Here is a 20,963-nt window from a genome sequence, read left to right as displayed (position 1 = left end):
TAGGTCTTAACAAGAGGGGTGTAGACTTGCACAAAGTCGATGAAGTGCGTGCGCTCCATCAACTGAATCTGACCTGCCAACCTCCCCTCATTTATGTCAAAAACTGCTCTAGCTGCTGAAGCTACGCGCGTCCAGCGTCCCGTGGACGCGGCGCCCTCCCCTTGGAAAAACCTAGGGAAAGACCTGCCTGCTGGTCTGGTTGTATTCCTGGTGGCGCTGCCACTGTGCCTGGGCATTTCCCTGGCCTCAGGTGCGCCGTTGCTGTCCGGAGTAATCAGCGGTATTGTGGGCGGAGTGCTCGTGTCGTGGCTTAGCGGCTCGCAGCTAAGCGTAAGCGGCCCGGCAGCTGGCCTCACAGCCATTATGGTAGGAGCCATCCAAACGCTGGGTTCTTTTGAAGCCGTGTTGGCCGCTACCGTAATTGCGGGGGCATTGCAGTTGGTGTTGGGCTTTGCAAAAGCCGGCATTATTGGGTTGTATTTCCCTACTTCCGTCATCCGGGGCATGCTCGCGGCCATTGGTCTGATTTTGATACTGAAGCAAATCCCGCACTTCCTGGGGGCTGATGCCGACTACTTTGAAGACCTGTCTTTTCTGCAGTTAGATGGTCAGAATACCTTTTCGGCCATTAAGTCGGCCATGAATGGAATTAGCCCGGGCTCGTTCCTGATTGGCGTTACCTCGCTGCTGGTGCTCCTGTTCTGGGACAACTACCTGAGCAAGCGCGCCGGGGTGCTGCGGTTGGTGCCAGGAGCACTGCTAGTGGTAGTTCTTTCCATCGCCCTCAATAACATATTCGACGTGATAACGCCGGGCCTGCGTATTCGGCAGGAACATTTGGTAAGTCTGCCCAACATCAACTCTTTCTCTGATTTTACCAATTTGTTTACGGCTCCTAGCTGGGCTGCTTTCTCCCGCCCTGCTACCTACGTGGTAGGGGTTACCATTGCCCTTATTGCCTCGCTAGAAACCTTGCTGAGCGTGGAGGCAGTGGATAAGCTTGATCCGCATAAGCGCATTACGCCCACCAACCGCGAGTTGCTGGCTCAGGGGGCAGGCAACATGATCAGCGGCTTGCTTGGGGGCCTGCCCATGACGGCCGTAATCGTGCGGAGCTCGGCCAACATCAACGCTGGTGGCCAAACGCACATGTCGGCCTTCTCGCACGGCCTGCTGCTGCTGGTAAGCCTGTTGTTTCTGGAGCCCGTGCTCAACCAGATTCCACTTTCGGCGTTGGCGGCGGTGCTGCTGGTAGTAGGGTTCAAGCTTACCAAGCCCGCTCTCTACCGCACCCAATGGAAACTGGGCTGGCAGCAGTTCCTTCCTTTCATCGTCACGATTCTGGCCATTCTGTTCACGGATCTGCTGAAGGGCGTAACCATTGGGATGGCCATTGGCATCTTCTATATTCTGAAGGCCAATTACGAGTCGGCGTACTACGTGAGCCGCCCCGACAGCCAAGTTGGCGGACCCATTCGGCTGCTGCTGGCCGAGCAGGTTTCGTTTCTGAACAAGGCTAGCATTGTTAAGATGCTGGACGAGCTACCTCCCAATTCCGAGGTGCTGATTGATGGCTCTGAGTCGTCGTTTATCGACTACGATGTGCTGGAAGCCATTGAAAACTTCCGGGTATCGGCCCCCGACCGGGGCATTCGGCTAGAGCTGCGGGATATTCCGCAGGTACAGGTCCTGGGTCACTAGGGCCAGCCGCCGGATGAAGTCTTGTTTTCTCACTTTTTTAAATCCCCCTATGAAAGGTATAGAGTCCATTCTGGAGAATAACCGCAACTGGGTGAAAACCCAGCGCGACGCCGACCCGGACTTCTTTAATCGGTTGGCCGACGGACAAAAGCCCAAGTATCTTTTCATTGGCTGCTCCGACTCGCGCGTGCCCGCCTCGGCCATTACCGGCACCGGTCCCGGCGAGATGTTCGTGCATCGTAACATTGCCAACATGGTGGTGCACACCGATTTAAACCTGCTTTCTGTGCTCCAGTATGCCGTGGAGGTGCTGGGCGTTGAAGATATAATGGTGGTAGGCCATTACGGTTGCGGCGGTGTGGCGGCAGCTGCCAGCAACAAGCAATATGGCCTCATTGACAACTGGCTCACCAACATCCGCGACGTAATTCGGGTGCACGAAATGGAGTTCCTGCGCATCAAGGATGAGGAAACCCGCCTGCGCCGCCTGGTGGAGCTGAATGTAATTGAGCAGGTGCGTAACCTGGCCAAAACCAGCATTATCCAGAATGCCCGCAAAGGCAGCAAACCGCCGCGCCTGCACGGCCTAGTCTACGACATCAAGGAAGGCCTGCTCACTGACTTACAGGTTGATGACGATACCATTGCCGAGTTGGTACACATCTATGGTACGGAGGCCAAAGAGTATGCCGCCGAGGTTGTAGAAAAGCAAACCAAGGACGGCCTGACCGAAAACCTCCCCGACCTGACCGACGGCAAAGCCGCCGGTGAAAAACCTACAAGCAAAACTGAGAAGAAGTCGTTGGTGAATTCGAACTAACTCAGTGTTGATATCATCGGGCGTAGTCTGAGGGGAGTGCGCTTTCGATGTGTGGAACCGCCGCATCCTTTGGGTGCGGTGGTTTTTTTTGCGGCTACCCCTTATTTGGCCCGGAAGTAGGCCTAGTCGGTGCTGCGGGTAAAAGCAATCAGGACGGCGCCGCCTACCATCATGGTGGCTCCTAGCACAACCTGCCACGTGACCTTTTCTTTCAGAAAAAACGCGGCCAGTATGATAGAAAAAACCAGCGAAATTTTGTCGAACGAAGAGGCCCGGGAAGCCAGCCCCAGCTTCAGCGCCTGAAATGAAAAGAGCGACGAAAGGCAGGTGATAATTCCGGCTGAAATCAGAAAAATCCAGGTGCGTCGGTCGATTTCCGCCACCTGGCCCAAATGCCCTTGGTAGGCCACCACGCCCCACGCCACGCCCACAATCAGCACCGACTGAATAGCAAACGCCACGCTCGACTCAATATTCTTGACACCCACCTTGGAGAGCGTAACTACTACAGCGGCCGAAAGCGCGGCCAGCAACGAAAACATCCACCACATAAGCTCCTGATAAATACGGTTATGCCAACAGGTACGTAGCTGGGCCGTGTTTAGCTGAAGGTACTAGGTCTGAAAACCACGCAAACCGCTAAAGCTGCCCGGCCAGATGCCGCAGGTTATCTTACGTCGGAAATCACGTTGCTTCTCGCTTAAAAAGCGCCACCGCTGCTTATGCATACCTTGTCTCTTCCACGCTTTGCCCTGCTGGCGGGGCTAGTACTGGCGCTGCTGCCGGCTACCCTTGTGGCGCAGCGTAACCAAAAAACGAGTACTGCAGCGCCTGGCCTGCCCGAGCCGCCCGGCACCGTTCGGGTAGCGGAAAACCTGTTCATGGATGAGGTGGAGGTGGCCAACCTGCACTGGCTGGAGTACCTGTACTTTGTGCGCCGAGACTCCACACTTCGCGTTTACCGCAGCCAGCTTCCGGACTCTACCGGCTGGAAACCCGTGGTGCTGCCCGAGGCTACCGAGGCGCCGCAGTCGTACTTCCGAGCGCCGGGCTATCGGTATTTTCCTGCTACGGGCATCACCTATGAGCAGGCCCAAGCCTATTGTCGCTGGCGTAGCGCGGCGGTAAACCGCAGCTATTTCCAGGGGGCCACGTTCCGAAAGCAGCATCCGGAGCTCCGCGATTTTGACGTAACGGTAGAATATCGGTTACCTACCGAAGCTGAGTGGCAGCAAGCCGCGGCCGGCAACCTGCCACCCGGCCCGCGTGCTTTCGACATCATCCAGACCAAGCCGGAGCGCAAGCCTAAGCTACAGAAGCTGGCCGACGCCCCCGACCTTGTTGCGTGCCTCGATGCGCTGCAGCTGCCGCATCCGGCCACGGAGGCAGCCGTGGAGCTGCCCTTTAACCTGCGCGAAAACTACTACCTAGCCGGAAGCGGCCAAGTGTTTACCTGCACACCAGCAAAAGAGAAATTTCCGCTTCAACCCACCACGGCAGGCCCTCCAAACGGCTTCGGTATGCACAATGTCATCGGCAATGTGGCCGAAATGACAGCTACCAAAGGAATAGCGAAAGGCGGCTCATTTAAAACATCAGCAAAGGACATTCAGCTTGACGCACGGCAACCCTACCAGGGGCCCCAGAACTGGCTAGGCTTCCGGTGCGTGGCAACCGTGCGGGTGCAGAAGAAGCCTGCTGCTGGCAGCAGCGAGTAATAGCCTGTTCGACAGCTAAACGCCGCGCAGAATAGGAAAGCGGGCCTGCACAAACATATAAAGGCCGTAAACCACCAAGCCAACTGCTACCGCGCCCAACACTGCAGGGCCCATGGTTTGCAGCACCGTAAAACAGCCCTCTGTGTCTCTGATTTCGTTGATGTTGGCGTGGCGGGCCGCCAGAAAGCAGAAGTACCCCATAAGCAACAGCACCACGCCTCGAGCACTATATCCTACCTGGCCCATGTGGTACACCAGCCGGCGTTGGCCCGCCGTGAAGGGGTAGTGTTTAACGTCGGTATCAAACTTGCCCGACCAGGCACGGTATATCTGGATCAGGCCAGCCGCCAGAATAACCAACCCAATCAGCCCAAACACTGCCTGCCCATACGGCTGATGAATTAGCTGCTGCAGCCACGATTTGCTGGTGGTGTCGGCTGGTAATCGGCGACCGTGCCAGGCTAATTGTGCAGCATAGTAGGCCAGGGCCGCGTGCAGAAGTCCGCTGAATACATAAAATCCGCGGATGGCCAGCCCGGTAGCGGTATTGCCTTTTCTTTCCGTATCGAGGAAGGCCTGGGCCAACCGCCACACTACATACCCGAGCAAGCCCGCCGCTACCAGCCATAGCAGCAACTGGCCCAGCGGCATGTGCTGGATGGCCTGAAACGCTTCTTGTTGGTTGGGTGTGTTGCTGCCGCGCACCCCAAGGGCGGCCATGGTGGCCAAGCCGCCTAACGTAAGGTACACAAACCCGAGGGAGGCAAAACCCAATCGTGCCCACGCCTTCAGACTGGCCGCCGGCGAAGGCAAAGCATCAGCAAGAGTAGTAGAAACGGTTTCCATGGACTTGAGAAATGAGCCTATTTACGGATGCTTGGCCCCAGCAGATATGCCGGTTTGGCTCTCTATGCAACCTAGTTATGGTGCCCAGGGCCACTGCTTTGTTTGAGGTACTAGGGCAATTGCTAGGCAAAACCGCGCCTTGCCCCCTGATTTTAAGTCGATATGGAGCGCGGAAAATCGAACTAGTCTTTACGAGGTAAAATCGACTTTTTATCCGGTTATCTTTGTTGATTCCTCGCTGCCGTTACGCAGCGAAATACGTGTACTCAGCGAGAATCTGCGATTTTGAAGGTTTGTATTGCCGAAAAGCCCAGCGTGGCCCGCGAAATTGCCCAGGTATTGGGCGCTACCCGCAAAATGGATGGCTACTTCGAGGGCAACGGCTATCAGGTGACCTGGACATTTGGCCACTTCTGCCAGCTCCGGGAGCCCGAAGACTACCGCCCCGAGTGGAAGCGCTGGAGCATCCACGACCTGCCCATGCTGCCCGAGAACTTCGGCATCAAGCTCATGCGCCGCGATGATGGGATAGTGCGACAATTCAACGTTATCAAAAACCTGCTGGCCTCGGCAGAGGAGGTTATTAACTGCGGCGACGCCGGGCAGGAGGGAGAGGTGATTCAGCGTTGGGTGCTGCTAGAAGCCAAGTACCGCAAGCCCATTAAGCGCCTCTGGATTTCCTCTCTCACCGAAGAAGCCATCCGCCAGGGCTTTGCCAACCTGCGCGATGGTGCTGAGTTTGAGAAGCTCTACCAAGCCGGCAAAAGCCGCGCCGTTGGCGACTGGTTGCTGGGCCTGAACGCTACCCGCTTGTTCACCCTGAAGTATGCGCCCGGCCAGCGCCAAGTGCTCAGCATCGGAAGGGTACAAACGCCTACGTTGGCCTTGCTCGTTGACCGCTACCACGAAATCCAGAATTTCAAGCCCGAGCCGTATTGGGTGTTGCGTACCGAGTACCGCGGCACTATGTTCAGCCACGTGGCTCCGCCCAAAAAAGGCAAAGCCGAAGACGACGAGCCCGATGAGAAAGCTCGTCTGAAAGCTCGTGGTTATTTCGTGACGCAGGAGGAAGCGGATGCGGCCATGGCGGCCGTGAAGGACGTGCCCCTAACCGTAACCAACGTCGAAATTAAGAAGGCCCTGGAGACGCCGCCTTCCCTTTTCGATTTGACGTCGTTGCAGGTGCAGTGCAACAACCAGCTAGGCCTCTCGGCCGAGGATACCCTCAAAACGGTGCAGGCGCTCTACGAAAAGAAAGTGGTGAGCTATCCGCGCGTAGACACCACCTTTTTGCCCGACGACCAGTATCCGAAAATAGCCGGCATCCTGCGCGGACTAGGTGCCTATGCGGGCCTAACCGCCCCGCTGCTGGCCGGCAAAATCAAGAAATCGGGTAAAGTCTTCAACAACAACAAAGTAACCGACCACCACGCCATCATCCCGACGGGGGCTAGTGCGGGCGGGTTGGGCGGCACCGAGCAGAGCGTGTATGATATTATCGTGCGCCGTTTTCTGGCTGCGTTTTACCCCGACTGCGAAGTATCGAACACCACAGTTACGGCGGAAGCCGCTGAGCGCACGTTCCGGGTGCGGGGCCGGCAGATTCTGAACCCCGGCTGGCGCGTAGTGTACGGCGACCCGGAAAAGCAGCAGGCGCCCTCGGCCCCCAAAGCCGCCGGCGAAGGCGACGACGACGTGGTAAATACGGTGCTGCCTAGCTTCGAGAAAGGCGAAGGCGGCCCGCACAAGCCGCGCCTCGACTCGAAAATGACCCAACCACCGCGCGAGTACACCGAGGCCATGCTGCTGCGCGGGATGGAAACGGCGGGCCGCAACGTAGATGACGACGAACTGCGCCAGGCCATGAAGGAAAACGGCATCGGCCGGCCTTCTACCCGCGCCGCCATCATCGAAACACTGTTCAAGCGCGGCTACATCCGCCGCGACAAAAAGAAGATCGTGCCCACGCCCACTGGCGTAGAGCTGATTGGTCTCATCCGCAACCCCACGTTGAAATCAGCGGAGCTGACGGGCCAATGGGAAAAGAAGCTGCGCCAGATTGAAAGCGGCCAGCTAGACCAAGAGCAGTTTCTGGGTGAGCTCAAGCAACTGGTGCGAGAAATGGTGCACGAGGTAAAGCAAGATGGCTCGGGCCGCGCCGTGACGGTAGCCTCCGCTGAAACCAATGCGCCTGGTAAACCTGCGGCGCCGCGCCCAGTTCCGAAGTCCGCCGCTACCCCCGCCGTGCCTGGTGCCCTTGGTCCGTGCCCAGCCTGCGGCAGCGGCCACGTATTGCGGGGCAAAGCGGCCCTAGGCTGCTCGCGCTGGCGCGAGGGTTGCCAGCTACGCCTGCCCACCGAGTTTGAGGGCAAAAAGCTCACCGACAAGCAAGTAGGCGACCTGCTCAAAAAAGGCCGCACGCAGGTAATGCAAGGCTTCCTGGACGATGCCGGCAATAAGTTTGGAGCGGCTATTCGGCTCACGCCTAAGCACACGCTGGAGCTGGTGCGGGCCGCCGAAAGCAAACCCACCACGGCCCTCGACCCCGGCCAGATTCCGTGCCCGGTGTGCCGCCTGGGCCAGATGCTGAAAGGCAAAAGCGCCTGGGGTTGCTCCCGGTTCCGCGAAGATTGTCAGTTTCGGGTGCCCTTTGAGTGGGGCGGCAAAACCCTGACCGATGCGCAAATGAACCAGCTCCTGCGCAAAGGCAAGACCGGCGTCATCCGGGGCTTCATCTCCTCTAAAACCGGTAACCGCTACGAAGCCGTGTTGCAAATAGGAGCCGAAGGCCGCATCGAGCCGGTGTTCGGGCAGGGGTAAGGGGTGCGGGCGTACTTACTTGTGAGAATCCGACCCTCGGCTTGGAATACGCAAACTAGTACGTAGCCAAAATGAACGAACCTTATCAAAATCGGTCACTATAACAGGCTCTACAGTCCAAGAGTCGCTCACGGGTATCTGGGCCTGAAGGAAAGGAATGGGTTTGCTCTCGTTTTGATCTAGAAATCCTGCATTGGCTTGGCTATTCGCTACGACAATCCCGCCAACAAGGCGGAAACGCTCTTGGCCAGCACCGGTACCTAGGCCCACCTTGGTCAAGCCATTGCCCATACCTTGCAAGCCGTAGTTAATACTGGCGTGCAAGTATATGCTGCGCAGTAAGCCCAACTCAACGAGCGACTGTAGACGAAAATTACTCACCTTACCGGGCTCGTATGCAAAATCATACGCTACATCGCCGATATGGGCTCCAATGCCATAGCGTAAATACTTCCTGTTTTCAATCTGAAAATAGGGGTTGGCACTAAAGAGTGGCTTAGTAGACGAATAACCATTGTAAGGGCTCTGCACAGTGGCAGAATCTGTGGATGACCGGAAAGTAGTGCTGCCTAGGCCCAGATTCAGGCCAAACGTAAACACGCTATTTTCTCGCAAAGGCACGGATCGGGCAATGCCCACAGAGCCTAGTTTGAAGCGCTGTTGATAGGTGGCAGTTGGTAGTTTGGTGCCGGAGCAGCCATACGGGTAATCAAAGTACTGTTCCGAAGCTCCCACCAGGCCGCCGGCGCTTACAGTGGTGTAGCGTCTGTCATCAGTAGGGGTGGGTGCCTGGCTGGTGAGCAGCATGATGAGGCTGCCGAGCAAGACGGGCCCACCTGCTAGGTGCCGGGGGCGCTCAAACTGCCCGCGTACCCACAACACCGCTTCCAGGCCCAGGCTGGCAAGTAATATTGCTTTGATGATAAATTGCTCCGGTAACGTTAGCCAATTCGGGCTCAGCACCGCCGTAGTAGCTAGCAGCGCCCCGAGCAATAGCCGTGCCCGCCAGTGGCTGAAGGCGGCAAGGCGGGTTTGGCTTGGTGCACGGCCTAGGCGCGCCCGGTAGTACATTAAGCCAAGTACGCCTGCTACAGCCAGCAGCAACATCCACTGCACCTGTTTCAGCCCGTGCCAGTAGGAGCTGCCCAGCACGTCGCCGGCAGTATCGCGCAGAAACTCCAGGCCCAACCGGCCCGCTGCATACAACAGAATAGCCTGCAGAAACTGTTGACCCGGCGCTTGTCGGCGGCAGGCTTGCAGGCACAGAAACGCGCTAATCAGCAGGCAGAGGCCAATCTGGTACAGCTGCGCCGGGTGCACCGGGGCGGAGTGGGCGGCCGTAGCCGGCACCAGGCCCTGGGCCGCGTGGGCTAGAAACGGGAGCGTGCCCGGAGCGTAGCAGATGCCAAGCGGCCCGGAAGTAGGAGTCCCGAAGCAGCAGCCAGTCAGCAGGCACCCTACCCCCTGCACCGCTAGCCCCACCAGCAAGGGCAATGCAAAGGCATCGTACACCTCGCGGCCAAAGCCCAGAAACCGCCGCAGAACGGTTAAGGCCAGACTAGCACCTAGTATACCGCCTAAAATGGAGCGCGTATCAGGGCCGGCCCAGGCTGCGTGGGTCAGCAGGTGGTACCAATCAGAGGCAGTGCCGGCAACCAGGCGTGTGCCCAGAATCAGGCTGAGCAAGGTGGCCGCCAGCAACGGCAGCCATTGCCGCCACGGATAGCGGCGCATATGGCCCGCACGCAACAGCAAGGCTCCCGCAACCCCGAAGCCCACCACATAAAAGAATAGATAGTAATCGGTTTGGGAAGAAGAAGGAGGTAGTACTACAGGCATAGAAGTCAAAAGGACATGAGCACGAGTAAGGAATCGGCTACTAGGTCGGAATCCGACTGCAAACCACCAAGCCAGTTACGCCTCGCATCAGACTTCTTGCTCCCTGATGCGAGAGGTATAGTGGCTTGGTAATAAGAGGCTTACTATATATATAAACTGATTTTAGAGGAGTCGGCTTCGTATTCAGGCCCCGCATGTGCTGCTGCGCCTGCATCATAGCCAGCCAGCATGCGTAAACAATACTGCACCTTACTAGCCTGTCATGACTCCTCAACTCGGTAAAACCATCGTAGTACTTGGCTTCGTTATCGTGGCGTTGGGGGCTTTTTTGTGGCTCGGGGGCGGTAGCTTGCTCAGCTGGTTTGGCCGCCTGCCCGGCGATATCCGAATTGAGCGGCCTGGCTTTCGTTTCTATGCGCCTCTCGTCTCGATGCTGTTAGTAAGTCTGCTTATCAGCGCCATCCTGTGGCTGGTGCGGCGCCTCGGCTAGCTGCCACTACGAGCAGGTTGTGCACCACCTTAGCTTGTTGGCTCCGGATTTCAGTTGCAAAACGAAGCGCAAACAGCTTAGTAGGATAGAGGTTGGCTAGTTTCTGAATAGTATTGCAAAAGGAAAGCGTTGAACAAAACAATGCCTTGCCTACTTATATAGCGCGGCTGCCCAGATGCAGCCGGAACCGTGTACCTTGCCGGCCTTGGGCTGGCGTATCCTTTGCGCGACGCCAGCCTTGCTGCATGTCGCAACCCTACACTTTCTCCCTCATGGCAAAACTGATTTCTCCGCAGGTTGAGTTTGGATACCTGCTGCAACAAACCAAAACCGTAACTCCCGAAATCTTCACCCCCGATGGCAACGGCTACCTGAACCTGCTGGAAGGCCGGTGGCAGGAACCTGGCAAGCCCCGTCCCTTTGTTTCGCCCGTTGATGGCTCCGAAATCGGCTCATTGCCCATGCTGGATCATGCTACTGCGCTGCGGGCCGTGGCCGCCGCCAAGCAGGAGGCCGCTGCTTGGGCCGCTGTTGACCTCGATGAGCGCAAGCGCCGCGTACAAGACTGCCTGGACCAACTGCGCCCGCAGGTCGACCTCATTGGCAAGCTCCTAATCTGGGAGATTGGCAAAACCTATAAACTCGGCTTCACCGACATCGACCGTGCCATTGAGGGCGTGCAGTGGTACGTAGACAATATTGAAGGGATGCTGGGCCAGCGCAAACCCCTGGGCCTGGTGAGTAACATTGCCTCCTGGAACTATCCCATGTCGGTGCTGCTGCACGCAGTGTTGGTGCAGGTGCTGTGCGGCAACTCGGTTATCGCCAAAACCCCTACCGATGGCGGCTTTATTTCCCTTAGCCTGACCTTCGCTATTGCCCGCCGCTGCGGCCTGCCGGTTACATTGGTGAGCGGTTCGGGTGGTGAGCTCAGCGACGTGCTGGTGAAAAACGAGGCCGTAGATTGCCTCAGCTTTGTGGGCGGGCGCTACAACGGCCGCAACATCGCCGATGCCCTGAGCTCCGTGCATAAGCGCTATATGCTGGAAATGGAAGGCGTGAACACCTACGGCATCTGGAACTTCTCCGACTGGGCCGGGCTTTCCGACCAACTCAAGAAAGGCTATGACTATGGCAAGCAGCGCTGTACCGCCTATGTGCGCTTTGTGGTGGAGCGCCGCTTGTTTCCGCAGTTTGTGGAAACCTACTGGAACACCATCAAGGACCTAAAAGTAGGCAACCCCACGCTGGTAGATAACGCTGACGACAAGCTGCCAGACCTGGCTTTCGGCCCGGTAATTAACGCACGCCAGGCCGAAGACCTCGACCGACTATACGCGGATGCGCTAAAAACTGGTGCTACCCCCATCTACGAAGGCAAGCTCGATGAGAACCTATTCCTGCCCGGCCAGGATATGAGTGCCTACCGCGCCCCGCGGGCCCTCGTAAATCTGCCGCGCCAAAGTGAGCTGTACTTCAAAGAGCCCTTCGGCCCGATTGACTCCATTGTGCTGGTTGACCGCGTGGAGGAACTGGTTGGCGAGATGAATATCTCGAATGGTGCCCTGGTAGGCGCCCTGGCGTCCGACGATGAAAAGTGGGCCCAGCGCACGGCTAAGGAAGTACGAGCCTTCAAAATGGGCATCAACAAGCTTCGCTCGCGCGGCGACCGGGAGGAAGTGTTCGGTGGCCTAGGCGAATCTTGGAAGGGTGCCTTTGTAGGTGGCGCGCTGCTGGTGGAAGCTGTAACGGAAGGCGAAAAAGCCATTCTGGGCAACTTCGAGGATGCCACCTTACTACCTGAAAAAATTTAGGCAAAACGTAGGCGCCTGATACGTCCAGCAAAGTAACCTTAAATCAGCTTTGCCGACCGGTTGCTCGCTTCACGGAGCCTAGTGATTTTTACGAGAAAGCCCCATTCCTGCGTACGGGAATGGGGCTTTTGTCTTCTGGGGCTGAGCTCCCTAGGAGCTGGTTGCTACTGAAGTGGCTGCAGGAAGCGGCACGGGTACAGATGCACCGTAGTTCACAATATTTTCAATCATGCCCTTAAAGATGATGAAGTGAAACGGTACCAACGAATACCAGTACAAGCGCCCGGCTAGGCCGTGTGGCCGAAATGCGGCTAGCTGCTCCAAGGTATGAGAGCCATCATCATTATCCAGAATGCGAAACTGCAGCCAGGCCTCCCCGGGGAGCTTCATTTCGGCGTAGAGCAGCAGGCGACGGTTGGTGCGGTCGGCTACCAGCACCCGCCAAAAGTCGAGCGGGTCGCCGGCGCGCAAGCGGGTAGGAGAGCGGCGGCCGCGACGCAGGCCCACGCCACCCACCAGCTTGTCCATCAGCCCCCGAATGCGCCACAGCCAATCTACCTTATACCAGCCCCGCTGCCCACCAATGCTCCATACATTGCGCAGCACTTCCTGCGCCGGGCGGGTGAAGCGCAGCGTTTGGCGGTCCTGCAGCAGGCCGTGCTGCGGAATCTGGATGTGGTCCATGTAGTTGCGCGGCATCACGCCGCTGCTCAGCGCATCGCTCCAGCTGCTGACCACTTCATTCTGCTCAATGCGCTGGAAGGCCAGCTCTACGGCGGCTCGGTAGTTCATGCATTCATGCGGCACAACTTCTCGGATGCTGCGTTTGGAGTCGGCTACGGTGTCGTTACGTAGGCTTTCGACTAGGCTTTGGGCTAGGGAGAAAGTAGTGCTGGTTACTAGATACAGCCACCACGAGGAGAGCCGCGGCGTGAGCACCGGCACCGTAATAATATAACGCTTTAGCCCGCGCGCTTCGGCCAGGCCCAGCAGCATTTGGCGATACGTGAGCACATCGGGCCCGCCAATATCAAACGACTGGCCCAGGCACTTGGGGTTTTCGAGCACGGCCAGCAGGTAGTGCATCACGTCGCGGATACCAATGGGCTGGCAGCGGGAGTTTAGCCAGCGCGGCGTCACCATCACGGGTAGCTTATCTACTAGGTCCCGAATTATCTCAAACGATGCCGAACCCGAGCCGATGATAATGCTGGCCCGCAGTACCGTAAGCGCCGCTTTCTGAGCCTTCTTTAACACTTTCTCCACGGCCTTGCGGGAACGAAGGTGCACACTCAGGGCCCGGTCGTTGGCGATGCCTGATAAGTAGATGACCTGCTGGCAGTTGGTGCTATTGAGGTAGCTAGTAAAGTTCTGCGCCGACTCTTGCTCCAGCCGGAAAAAATCTTTGTCGTGCCCGCTCATGGAGTGCACCAGGTAGTAGGCCGCGTCGATATCGGTGGGCAGAGAAGCCAGCGTATCGGGCTTAAGTAAATCGGCTTGCGCTACGGTCACGTTGGCGCGCAACCGCTCCGGCAGTTCAAAGCGCCGGGCATCGCGCACGAGGCAGATGATGTGGTGGCCGGCATCCACGAGAAGCGGGAGCAGCCGCTGACCAATGTAGCCATTGGCGCCGGTAAGCAGAATGTTCATGGCAGCAGCAGACGTTTACTTGTCTAACCACTTAGCAGCTCAACAGGTTGTGATTCTAGGCAATGTGTTGTTGCCAGAGCCCCGTCGAACTCCCGTTACTTGCGCTTTGGGCGCTTGCGCCGCCGGGCCGCTACCCGTTCCCGCTCAGCCTTCCGCTCGGCCCGAAACGCCAGGCGCTCTTCCATACGGCCCATCAGCTGGCGTCGTACGTGGTGGGCCAGCGCCGAGAGCGTGACGAGTTGGGTGGTGCGCAGAAAGTTTAGCACGTCGCGGCGGCGTAGCGTACTCACACCCACTAGGCCCTGAGCCAGCAGAAACTGCTTGATTTCCTCTAGCCGCAGCAGGGCGGCTACGGCGGGCCGCTCCACAGTGGCGTTATACAAAGCCGGCCGATGCGTTTGTAGGCCCTCAGCTGAAGCCACCAGCACGCCCACCCACTCAGGTAGCTGCGGCAGGAGCTTGGGCAGATGCTTTTCCGTGACGACAAACGTGACGAAATCGTAGGCTTTGCTGTAGCAGGGCAGCTGCTTAGCCACGCGCTGCAACGTGTCGCCGTCGCCTTTCAGCTCGTAGCCGTGCATAAACTGCTCCGTAATGTGCACGACATCGGCGCGCGTGGTGCCAGTAGGCAGCTCATCTACGTACACGCCGCCCTCCAGGAGCGGATACAGCAGCACACGGATGTCGGGGTCGTTCATGGGTAGAAGGATATATCGTTCACAAAAATGCTGTAGTGAGATTTTTGAAATTTTAGTAACATATATGTTATTCAAATTTAGATATAAGTTTTATGTTTTGTTATTATACAACTTGATAATTAATATGATAATAATGATTGGGATGATGTTGATATAAATAAATGAATTTTCAATATTTTTGCCAACTGTAAATTCTATGCCTATTGGTTTAATTGCGCTATATATATTGTTAAAAGGAAAATTGTATCCTATTGCAAATAATGAGCCAGCACAAAATATATATTTAATTCCTAATATACAGAAACCTATAACCTGAATTGATTGGAATAAAACAGTGTGCCATAAGTATTTATTTAGCTTGAAAAGCATGTATCCTGATAATCCTATAAGTATATAAACTATTCCAAAAAAATAACCTGCCCAGATGAGGTTAGGATAATCATTAGCAGATAGCATAAAATTTACACTTGTATATATGCCTAGTATTGCCCCTGTAATTATGTATATGGCTAGGGATTTTTTTATTAATGAAGAATTCATGTAATTATTATTGAATGCTATGATTTATTTGTAAAACAAACGAATAATTTATTTAAGCAAAGGAACATGCTTGTTGCTTCCAATCGAGTATTGCAGCATTATATCAAACAGTTTTGCTGGAGTTGCACTCACTTGATCAAAGCATTCGCTTAGTTCGAATGAACTATGTGGATTTACTGCCTTATCATGGTCACCTCCCAGGTGGTTACTGGTTGCAGGCAAATAATAGCTAACCGTTCGCAAAGTACCAACGAGAATGTGTCGGATGAAAGCGCTTCTGATTTAGCTTCTAGGCAGAGCAGCTAGCAGAAGGTTACTAGAGTAGGTGAAAGTCAAAACCGCCCACGCAAATCTGCACGGGTACTGCGGGTCGGCTGCTGGTTCGTTCTACCTTTGCAGCCTCATTCAACCCTGCGAATTTAGCTATGCCCTTCCCCATGACGTCTCGCCGCTGGCTCTGGCTTTTTCTTCTGGTGCTTGGTGCGGCGTTTTTGTGGCAGCTCGGCAGCTGGGGACCTTTGGAAAGCAGCGAGGCGCGATACTCCGAAATAGGCCGCGAAATGCTGACGGGCCAGGACTGGCTGCACCCACGGCTGCTAGGTATTCAGCACTTTCATAAGCCACCACTCACGTATTGGCTCACGGCAGCGGGCCTAGGGCTATTTGGTGAAAACACGCTTGGCGTGCGTATACTGCCGGTGCTGGCGCTGCTGCTGCAAGTTGTTCTGATGTATGGCCTGGGGTTATTGCTGTTCAAGCAAGACCGTGCCCGCGCCTTGGCCGCCGCTGTCATCTACGGCACTTTGCCCGTCGTCCTGATTTCGGCCCTCAACGTGACTACCGATGTGTACCTGGCCACGCTGGAGCTGGCGGCGGCCTACGGCATTTTGCGCTATTACCATGGCGGCGGGGTGCGCTGGCTGTATTTGTTCTGGGTAGGACTAGGACTGGCTTTCCTGACCAAAGGTCCGGTGGGGTTTGTGCTGCCTTTGATGGTAGTAATCAGTCATTACTTTAAGCAGGGCCAGCCCAAGCGACCGTTTACCGTGCATCATGGCCTAGGATTTGGGCTGTTTCTGCTGGTAGGGTTGAGCTGGTATCTGTACCTGATTGCCGAGAATCCGGCCTTCGTGCGTTACTTCCTGTATGAGCATACCGTGGAGCGCTTTGCTAACGCGGCTACGTTCAACCGCGCCAAGCCGTGGTGGTTTTATATCGTGCTGGCGCCAGCTACTAGCCTACCCTGGGCCGTAGCCTTGGTAATGCGTGCCGTGCGTACGCCCTGGAACTCGGTGTCGCGAGAGTGGCGCAACGTTCTGATCTTTTGGGTGCTGGTGCCGCTGCTGTTCTTCTCCCTTTCGAAGTCGAAGCTGCTGCTGTATGTGTTGCCTATTTTCCCGGGGGTAGTGTTGCTCACGGTGTATTACCTGGGCCGCTGCACCGAGGCCGCCCTGCACCGCTGGTACGTGGGCATTGTGGCCTTTTATGGATTTCTGCTAGGTGCCCTGTGCCTGTTGCCCATCCTGACCACAGTCGTAGACCTAGGGTTTGAGGTGAAACCATTCACAGCTATCTGGCCGGCGGCGGGTGTTATTACGCTGGTGCTGGTGCTCACGCTCTGGAACCAAGTCCGGATTGCCCCGCGGTTGTTGGTGGCTACCACGCTGTTCACGGTGTTTCTGTTGCTTTCGGCCAAGCCTATTATGCAGCAGAACGAGCTGGCCTTTAATGGAAGCCGACCCCTAGCCGAGTTCATCCGCGAGAAAAAACTTGCCACTCGTCAGGTAGTCGTCTATGACCAGTTGCTGCCGTCCTTGGCTTTCGAATTAGGGCAGCTACCAGTCTTTCTGAACGATGGCAACCACAATCTCAACCGCGAAACCCAGTTTGAGCCCGGTACCAGCTGGCACCGCTACCTGCTGTATCTGCAGCAACCTGAGCAGGAGCCGGCGCTCAATGCCTTGCTAAATCAGCACCCCGTGCTGCTGGTGAAAGGCGAGCTGAAACCCGAGCGCCTCTGGATGCTGCGCCACTTTAGCCAGCACCAAACCCTAGGAAAGTGGACGGTGTGGTGGTAATATCCTAGCCCGGGTAAGTAGATGGGTAGTGTGCTACCACCATGTAGCAGATAACTACACTTGCAGAAATAGAAAAAGCCGCTGCTAAAAGCAGCGGCTTTTTATCTACGGGCTGTGGTTGGCAATTCATAATGTCCACCCTACTCCCTTCCCAACCACAACACTACACGCGGAGAGCCTCCTTTCCAATAAACTCTTCGTGTGCCGTTTGTTATTGAATCAAAGATAGGATAAGCCCATACCGGCATGCTGAAAGTTTTGACCAAATGAAGCTTGTGCCCGGCCAACAGCAACCTATAGCCGATGAAGTCATCATTAGTGTCAGCAGAGTGGGAGCGGTAGTGGTTGCTTACCGGTACACTGCCTCCGCCTTCTCACGCAAGTTGTAGGCCGAGGACATCACCTCGCCGTACGCGCCGGCCGAACGGATAGCCACCAAGTCGCCGCGCTGGGTTTCCGGAAGCCATACTGCTTTGCCAAACGTATCCGACGACTCGCAGATGGGGCCCACAATATCGTAGGCAAGCTCCGGGCGCTGGCTGCTCAGGTTCTGAATGAGGTGGAAGCTGCCGTACAAGGCCGGCCGAATCAGCTCTGTCATGCCCGCATCAAGAATAGCAAAGCGGGTCTGCTGGCTTTCTTTCACGTACAGCACGCGGCTCATAAGTGTGCCGCACTGCGCTACCACGGCCCGGCCCAGCTCCACATGCACCTGCTGGTGTGGACGGCGCAGCAGGTGCTGCTCAAACATGCCGAAGTACGCTCCGAAATCCGGAATGGGGTTCTGGTCGGGCTGCTGATAATCGATGCCGAGGCCGCCGCCCACATTCAGGTGAGGCAGGTTGTGGCCGCGGTCTTCGAGCCAGGTTTGCAGCTCATTGAGCTTGCGGCTCAAATTGGCAAATGCCGATAACTCCGTAATCTGGGAGCCAATGTGGGCATGCAGGCCAATCAATTCCACGTTGGGCAAACTCTCCAGCCCGTCTACTACCCCCGCCAAATCTGGCAGGCTGATACCGAACTTATTGGCTTCCAGTCCGGTGGTAATATAGGCGTGGGTGTAAGCATCTACGTTGGGGTTGATGCGCAATGCTACCCTAGCGGTGCGACCCTGCGCCCCGGCCAGCTCATTGAGTACCTGCAGCTCCGGCACCGATTCGGCATTAAAGCAGAAGATGTCGGCGGCCAGCGCGCGGTTGATTTCGGTGTCAGATTTTCCGACCCCGGCAAACACCACGTGGTCAGGGGAGAAGCCCGCCTCCAAGGCGCGCTGCACCTCGCCGCCGCTTACGCAGTCGGCCCCCAGGCCAGCCTGTTGGATGCGCTGTAGAATGGGAAGGTTGGAGTTAGCCTTGAGGGCATAATGCACCTGAAAGTTGCCGGGGCGGGCCGCCGCTGTCAGAGCCGCCAGCGTTCGGTCCAGCAGGGCTAGGTCGTAGTAGTAAAAGGGCGTCGGCTGGGAGACTAGCTCCGCAGGAAGTTGAAAGGGCATCGGAAAGAGAAAAAATTACCGCTGAAACAGACCGGCGTTTAGTGCTTGGAGGGCGCGTACTTTGTCGTTGGTGTGCACCAGAATGCTGATGTTATTCGGCGAGCCGCCGTAGCTGATCATGCGCACCGGAATGTCTTTCAGCGCGGCAAAGGCTTGGTTGGCAGCGCCATGTGCATCCTGCTCCAGGTTACCGACGAGGCAAATGATGGTTTGGTTTTCATCCACTTCCACGGTGCAGAAACGGCGCAGTTCCTCCAGAATTTGGGGCAGGCGGCCGGCATCGTCAATGGTCAAGGACACGGCTACTTCCGAGGTAGTAATCATGTCGATGGAGGTGCGGTAGCGCTCGAAAATCTCGAACAGGCTGCGCAGGAAACCGTGGGCCAGCAGCATCCGGCTCGACTTCACGTTGATGGCCGTGATGCCATCTTTTGCCGCTACGGCCTTGATGGCTTCGGCGCCGGTTTTGGCTGAAATAAGCGTGCCGGGCGCATCGGGTTGCATGGTATTGAGCAGGCGCACCGGAATACCGTGCTGGCGGGCCGGCAGCACCGAGCTGGGGTGCAGAATCTTCGCCCCGAAATAGGCTAGCTCCGCCGCCTCATCAAACGACATTTCCCGGATGGGGTAGGTGCCTTGCACGATGCGCGGGTCGTTGTTGTGCAGGCCGTCGATGTCAGTCCAGATTTGGATTTCCTCGGCTTTTACTGCTGCTCCAATAAGGGAAGCGGAATAATCGGAGCCACCGCGTTTGAGGTTGTCAATGTGACCTTGGGCGCTCCGGCAAATGTAGCCCTGCGTGATAAAAAGTTGCTCGGTGGCGTATGGTGCTAGTGTGCTAGCCAAGTGCTCCTGAATGTAGGCTGCATCGGGTTCTTCGTCCACATCCAAGCGCATAAAGTCGAGGGCAGGCAGAAGCACCGCCGGGCGGCCCAGCACCTGCGTTACGTAGCGGTGGACTAGCAGCGTGCTCAGCAATTCGCCCTGGGCCAGAATTACCCGCTCACCATCAGCGGAAAGTGGTGCGGCCGTCAAACCCAGAATGGTATCGAAGTTCTGGTTAAGCGTTTGAATGGCGGCTTCGGCTATGGCTGCCTCCGGGAGCAGTTCGCGGGCCACCTCGTGGTAGCGCTGGCGCAAGGCTTCTAGGCGGGCCGTGGCCGTGGTGGTATCGGCGGCATAAAGCAGGCTGGCAATTTCGACCAGCGCGTTGGTGGTGCCGCTCATGGCCGACAGCACCACAATGCGGCGCTCCAGGTGCGGGGCATGAATCAACTCGGCAACTTCGCGCATCCGCTGCGGCGACCCAACGGACGTACCGCCAAACTTTAGAACTTTCATAAACGGTGAAAAACGGGAGATAAGTGGCGCAGAAATGCCCGATTGGTTGCGGGCAGAATAAAAAAAAGCGCCGGCCCTAGGTAGGACCGGCGCTTGAAGGTTCAGTGGTAGGTGGCTACAACGAACAGGTGCGACGGTCAGGTCGGGTTACGTTTCTTCGATTTCTTGACCATCATCAGGCCAGCCGCCATCGGCGAAGCCACCTGTTTACCCTGCTTCCGGCCTGTACACACCGCTACTACCCCAGCCGAAGCCCGGAATGTAGTAGCAAGAAATACAGCGGATGCTTGTGCCATGTACAAAAAGAAAACGCAACGAGCTACAGCAGCCAGGGCGCGTTTGCGGCTGCAAGTACGGAGATTCTGCTAAAAAATCCAGCAGACCGTATGAGAAAATTTCTATTTGCTAGATGTGCCTTTGCGCTAAACCTAGTTGGCAAGCTGCTTTTTTACCCACTCGGTTAGGGCGGCGCCAGTGCCTAGCTTGGCTACTTCATCTAGGGGTTTTGTACGCTTCATGTTGCCGATTTGGTAGCCTTTCAGCAAGGTTTTGATGCCCTCAGTGTTCAGCACCACAGCATCTTTCACTTCAGGGTGCTGAATCTGGTAGCGGGCCCAACCGCCCATAAACAGCATCATTAGCTCCGGATTCTGGCCCGTGAGGTCGGCCACAAACTTCTGCAGCTGCACCGATACGGTGGGCGTACCGCTGATCCACTGAAACAAAAAACGGGTAGCCTCCTGGCGCTTGGCGGCTTCCTTCCCAATGGGGGTAGCCTCCAGCCAATTCACGGTGGCCACTACCTGCGGCTCATATTCGGCATAGTCGTCGGGATCCTGCAAGGAATAGCCAATAGGCGGTTTGTAGGTCGACTGAGCCAGGGCCGCCGGAGCACCGCAAAACAGGGTCAGGGCAAGCAGAAGCGCAACGTTTTTCATTAGGATAACAAAGGATGCGAGGAAGCCAGATACGTAACGTGAATTTGTGTAAAAGGTAAGCTATTTGCTGGTTGCTTGCGCGCTACTGCAGAAGACATTACCAGCATCAGCAAGGTTGGCCCATGCGCAAGACCTAGTACCTGTTAGAGGCTAAACGACAAGAGCCTGAGAAACCAGC

The 20,963-nt window shown here is 56.4% G+C and carries 17 protein-coding genes; 7 read left to right on the top strand and 10 right to left on the bottom strand.

The features are described 5' to 3' along the window. Positions 1-93: 93 nt before the first annotated feature. Complete coding sequence (locus ACYVGU_RS09240) at positions 94-1,701, top strand: SulP family inorganic anion transporter (protein WP_460614539.1); 1,608 nt, start codon at positions 94-96, stop codon at positions 1,699-1,701. Between the two features lie 49 nt (positions 1,702-1,750). Then, the gene (gene can / locus ACYVGU_RS09235; protein WP_460614538.1) at positions 1,751-2,521 is read left to right on the top strand and encodes a carbonic anhydrase; all 771 of its coding nucleotides are present in this window, start codon (positions 1,751-1,753) and stop codon (positions 2,519-2,521) included. Between the two features lie 122 nt (positions 2,522-2,643). Here the strand turns inward: can and ACYVGU_RS09230 are convergent, their stop codons facing one another. Continuing rightward, the gene (locus ACYVGU_RS09230) at positions 2,644-3,072 is read right to left on the bottom strand and encodes an EamA family transporter (protein WP_460621804.1); all 429 of its coding nucleotides are present in this window, start codon (positions 3,070-3,072) and stop codon (positions 2,644-2,646) included. 171 nt (positions 3,073-3,243) lie between these two features. Between ACYVGU_RS09230 and ACYVGU_RS09225 the strand changes: the two genes are divergently transcribed. Further along, on the top strand, positions 3,244-4,239 hold the full coding sequence (locus ACYVGU_RS09225; RefSeq protein ID WP_460621803.1) for a formylglycine-generating enzyme family protein: 996 nt from the start codon (positions 3,244-3,246) through the stop codon (positions 4,237-4,239). 15 nt (positions 4,240-4,254) lie between these two features. Here the strand turns inward: ACYVGU_RS09225 and ACYVGU_RS09220 are convergent, their stop codons facing one another. Then, entirely contained in the window at positions 4,255-5,085 is an 831-nt protein-coding gene (locus ACYVGU_RS09220; protein ID WP_460621802.1) for a DUF1206 domain-containing protein, read from the bottom strand. A 285-nt stretch (positions 5,086-5,370) separates the two neighbouring features. Between ACYVGU_RS09220 and ACYVGU_RS09215 the strand changes: the two genes are divergently transcribed. Further along, positions 5,371-7,905, top strand: a complete 2,535-nt coding sequence (locus tag ACYVGU_RS09215; protein WP_460621801.1) for a type IA DNA topoisomerase — start codon at positions 5,371-5,373, stop codon at positions 7,903-7,905. Positions 7,906-7,920: 15 nt separating this feature from the next. On the opposite strand, the gene ACYVGU_RS09210 is transcribed toward ACYVGU_RS09215, so the two are convergent. Further along, positions 7,921-9,744 (bottom strand): prolipoprotein diacylglyceryl transferase, encoded by a 1,824-nt coding sequence (locus tag ACYVGU_RS09210; RefSeq protein WP_460621800.1) that lies wholly within the window; start codon positions 9,742-9,744, stop codon positions 7,921-7,923. A 262-nt stretch (positions 9,745-10,006) separates the two neighbouring features. Between ACYVGU_RS09210 and ACYVGU_RS09205 the strand changes: the two genes are divergently transcribed. Together ACYVGU_RS09205 and ACYVGU_RS09200 are read left to right on the top strand one after the other, a co-directional pair. After that, the gene (locus ACYVGU_RS09205; RefSeq protein WP_460614531.1) at positions 10,007-10,234 is read left to right on the top strand and encodes a DUF2905 domain-containing protein; all 228 of its coding nucleotides are present in this window, start codon (positions 10,007-10,009) and stop codon (positions 10,232-10,234) included. Between the two features lie 272 nt (positions 10,235-10,506). Continuing rightward, on the top strand, positions 10,507-12,048 hold the full coding sequence (locus ACYVGU_RS09200) for an aldehyde dehydrogenase family protein (RefSeq protein WP_460621799.1): 1,542 nt from the start codon (positions 10,507-10,509) through the stop codon (positions 12,046-12,048). 150 nt (positions 12,049-12,198) lie between these two features. Here the strand turns inward: ACYVGU_RS09200 and ACYVGU_RS09195 are convergent, their stop codons facing one another. The 3 genes from ACYVGU_RS09195 to ACYVGU_RS09185 all read right to left on the bottom strand — a co-directional run bounded on the left by ACYVGU_RS09195 (position 12,199) and on the right by ACYVGU_RS09185 (position 14,936). Further along, positions 12,199-13,698 (bottom strand): SDR family oxidoreductase, encoded by a 1,500-nt coding sequence (locus tag ACYVGU_RS09195; protein ID WP_460621798.1) that lies wholly within the window; start codon positions 13,696-13,698, stop codon positions 12,199-12,201. A gap of 95 nt (positions 13,699-13,793) precedes the next feature. Then, positions 13,794-14,396 carry a sce7726 family protein gene (locus ACYVGU_RS09190; protein WP_460614528.1) on the bottom strand — a complete coding sequence of 201 codons (603 nt, stop codon included), beginning with the start codon at positions 14,394-14,396 and terminating at the stop codon, positions 13,794-13,796. Positions 14,397-14,486: 90 nt separating this feature from the next. Beyond that, on the bottom strand, positions 14,487-14,936 hold the full coding sequence (locus ACYVGU_RS09185; protein WP_460621797.1) for a hypothetical protein: 450 nt from the start codon (positions 14,934-14,936) through the stop codon (positions 14,487-14,489). Between the two features lie 437 nt (positions 14,937-15,373). On the opposite strand from ACYVGU_RS09185, the gene ACYVGU_RS09180 reads away from it, so the two are divergent. Beyond that, a complete protein-coding gene (locus ACYVGU_RS09180; RefSeq protein WP_460621796.1) occupies positions 15,374-17,014 on the top strand; it encodes an ArnT family glycosyltransferase in 1,641 nt (546 codons plus the stop codon). 349 nt (positions 17,015-17,363) lie between these two features. Here the strand turns inward: ACYVGU_RS09180 and lysA are convergent, their stop codons facing one another. The 4 genes from lysA to ACYVGU_RS09160 form a co-directional block, all read right to left on the bottom strand. After that, on the bottom strand, positions 17,364-18,506 hold the full coding sequence (gene lysA / locus ACYVGU_RS09175) for a diaminopimelate decarboxylase (protein WP_460621795.1): 1,143 nt from the start codon (positions 18,504-18,506) through the stop codon (positions 17,364-17,366). 15 nt (positions 18,507-18,521) lie between these two features. Further along, positions 18,522-19,847, bottom strand: a complete 1,326-nt coding sequence (locus tag ACYVGU_RS09170) for an aspartate kinase (RefSeq protein WP_460621794.1) — start codon at positions 19,845-19,847, stop codon at positions 18,522-18,524. A 137-nt stretch (positions 19,848-19,984) separates the two neighbouring features. Further along, on the bottom strand, positions 19,985-20,143 hold the full coding sequence (locus tag ACYVGU_RS09165) for a hypothetical protein (protein ID WP_460621793.1): 159 nt from the start codon (positions 20,141-20,143) through the stop codon (positions 19,985-19,987). A gap of 132 nt (positions 20,144-20,275) precedes the next feature. Next, complete coding sequence (locus tag ACYVGU_RS09160) at positions 20,276-20,785, bottom strand: hypothetical protein (RefSeq protein WP_460621792.1); 510 nt, start codon at positions 20,783-20,785, stop codon at positions 20,276-20,278. Between the last annotated feature and the right edge of the window lie 178 nt (positions 20,786-20,963).

It is taken from the genome of Hymenobacter tenuis (genome assembly GCF_054780495.1).
Note: the sequence above shows the minus strand (reverse complement) of the source record. Positions and strands in the feature narration are given on the sequence as shown.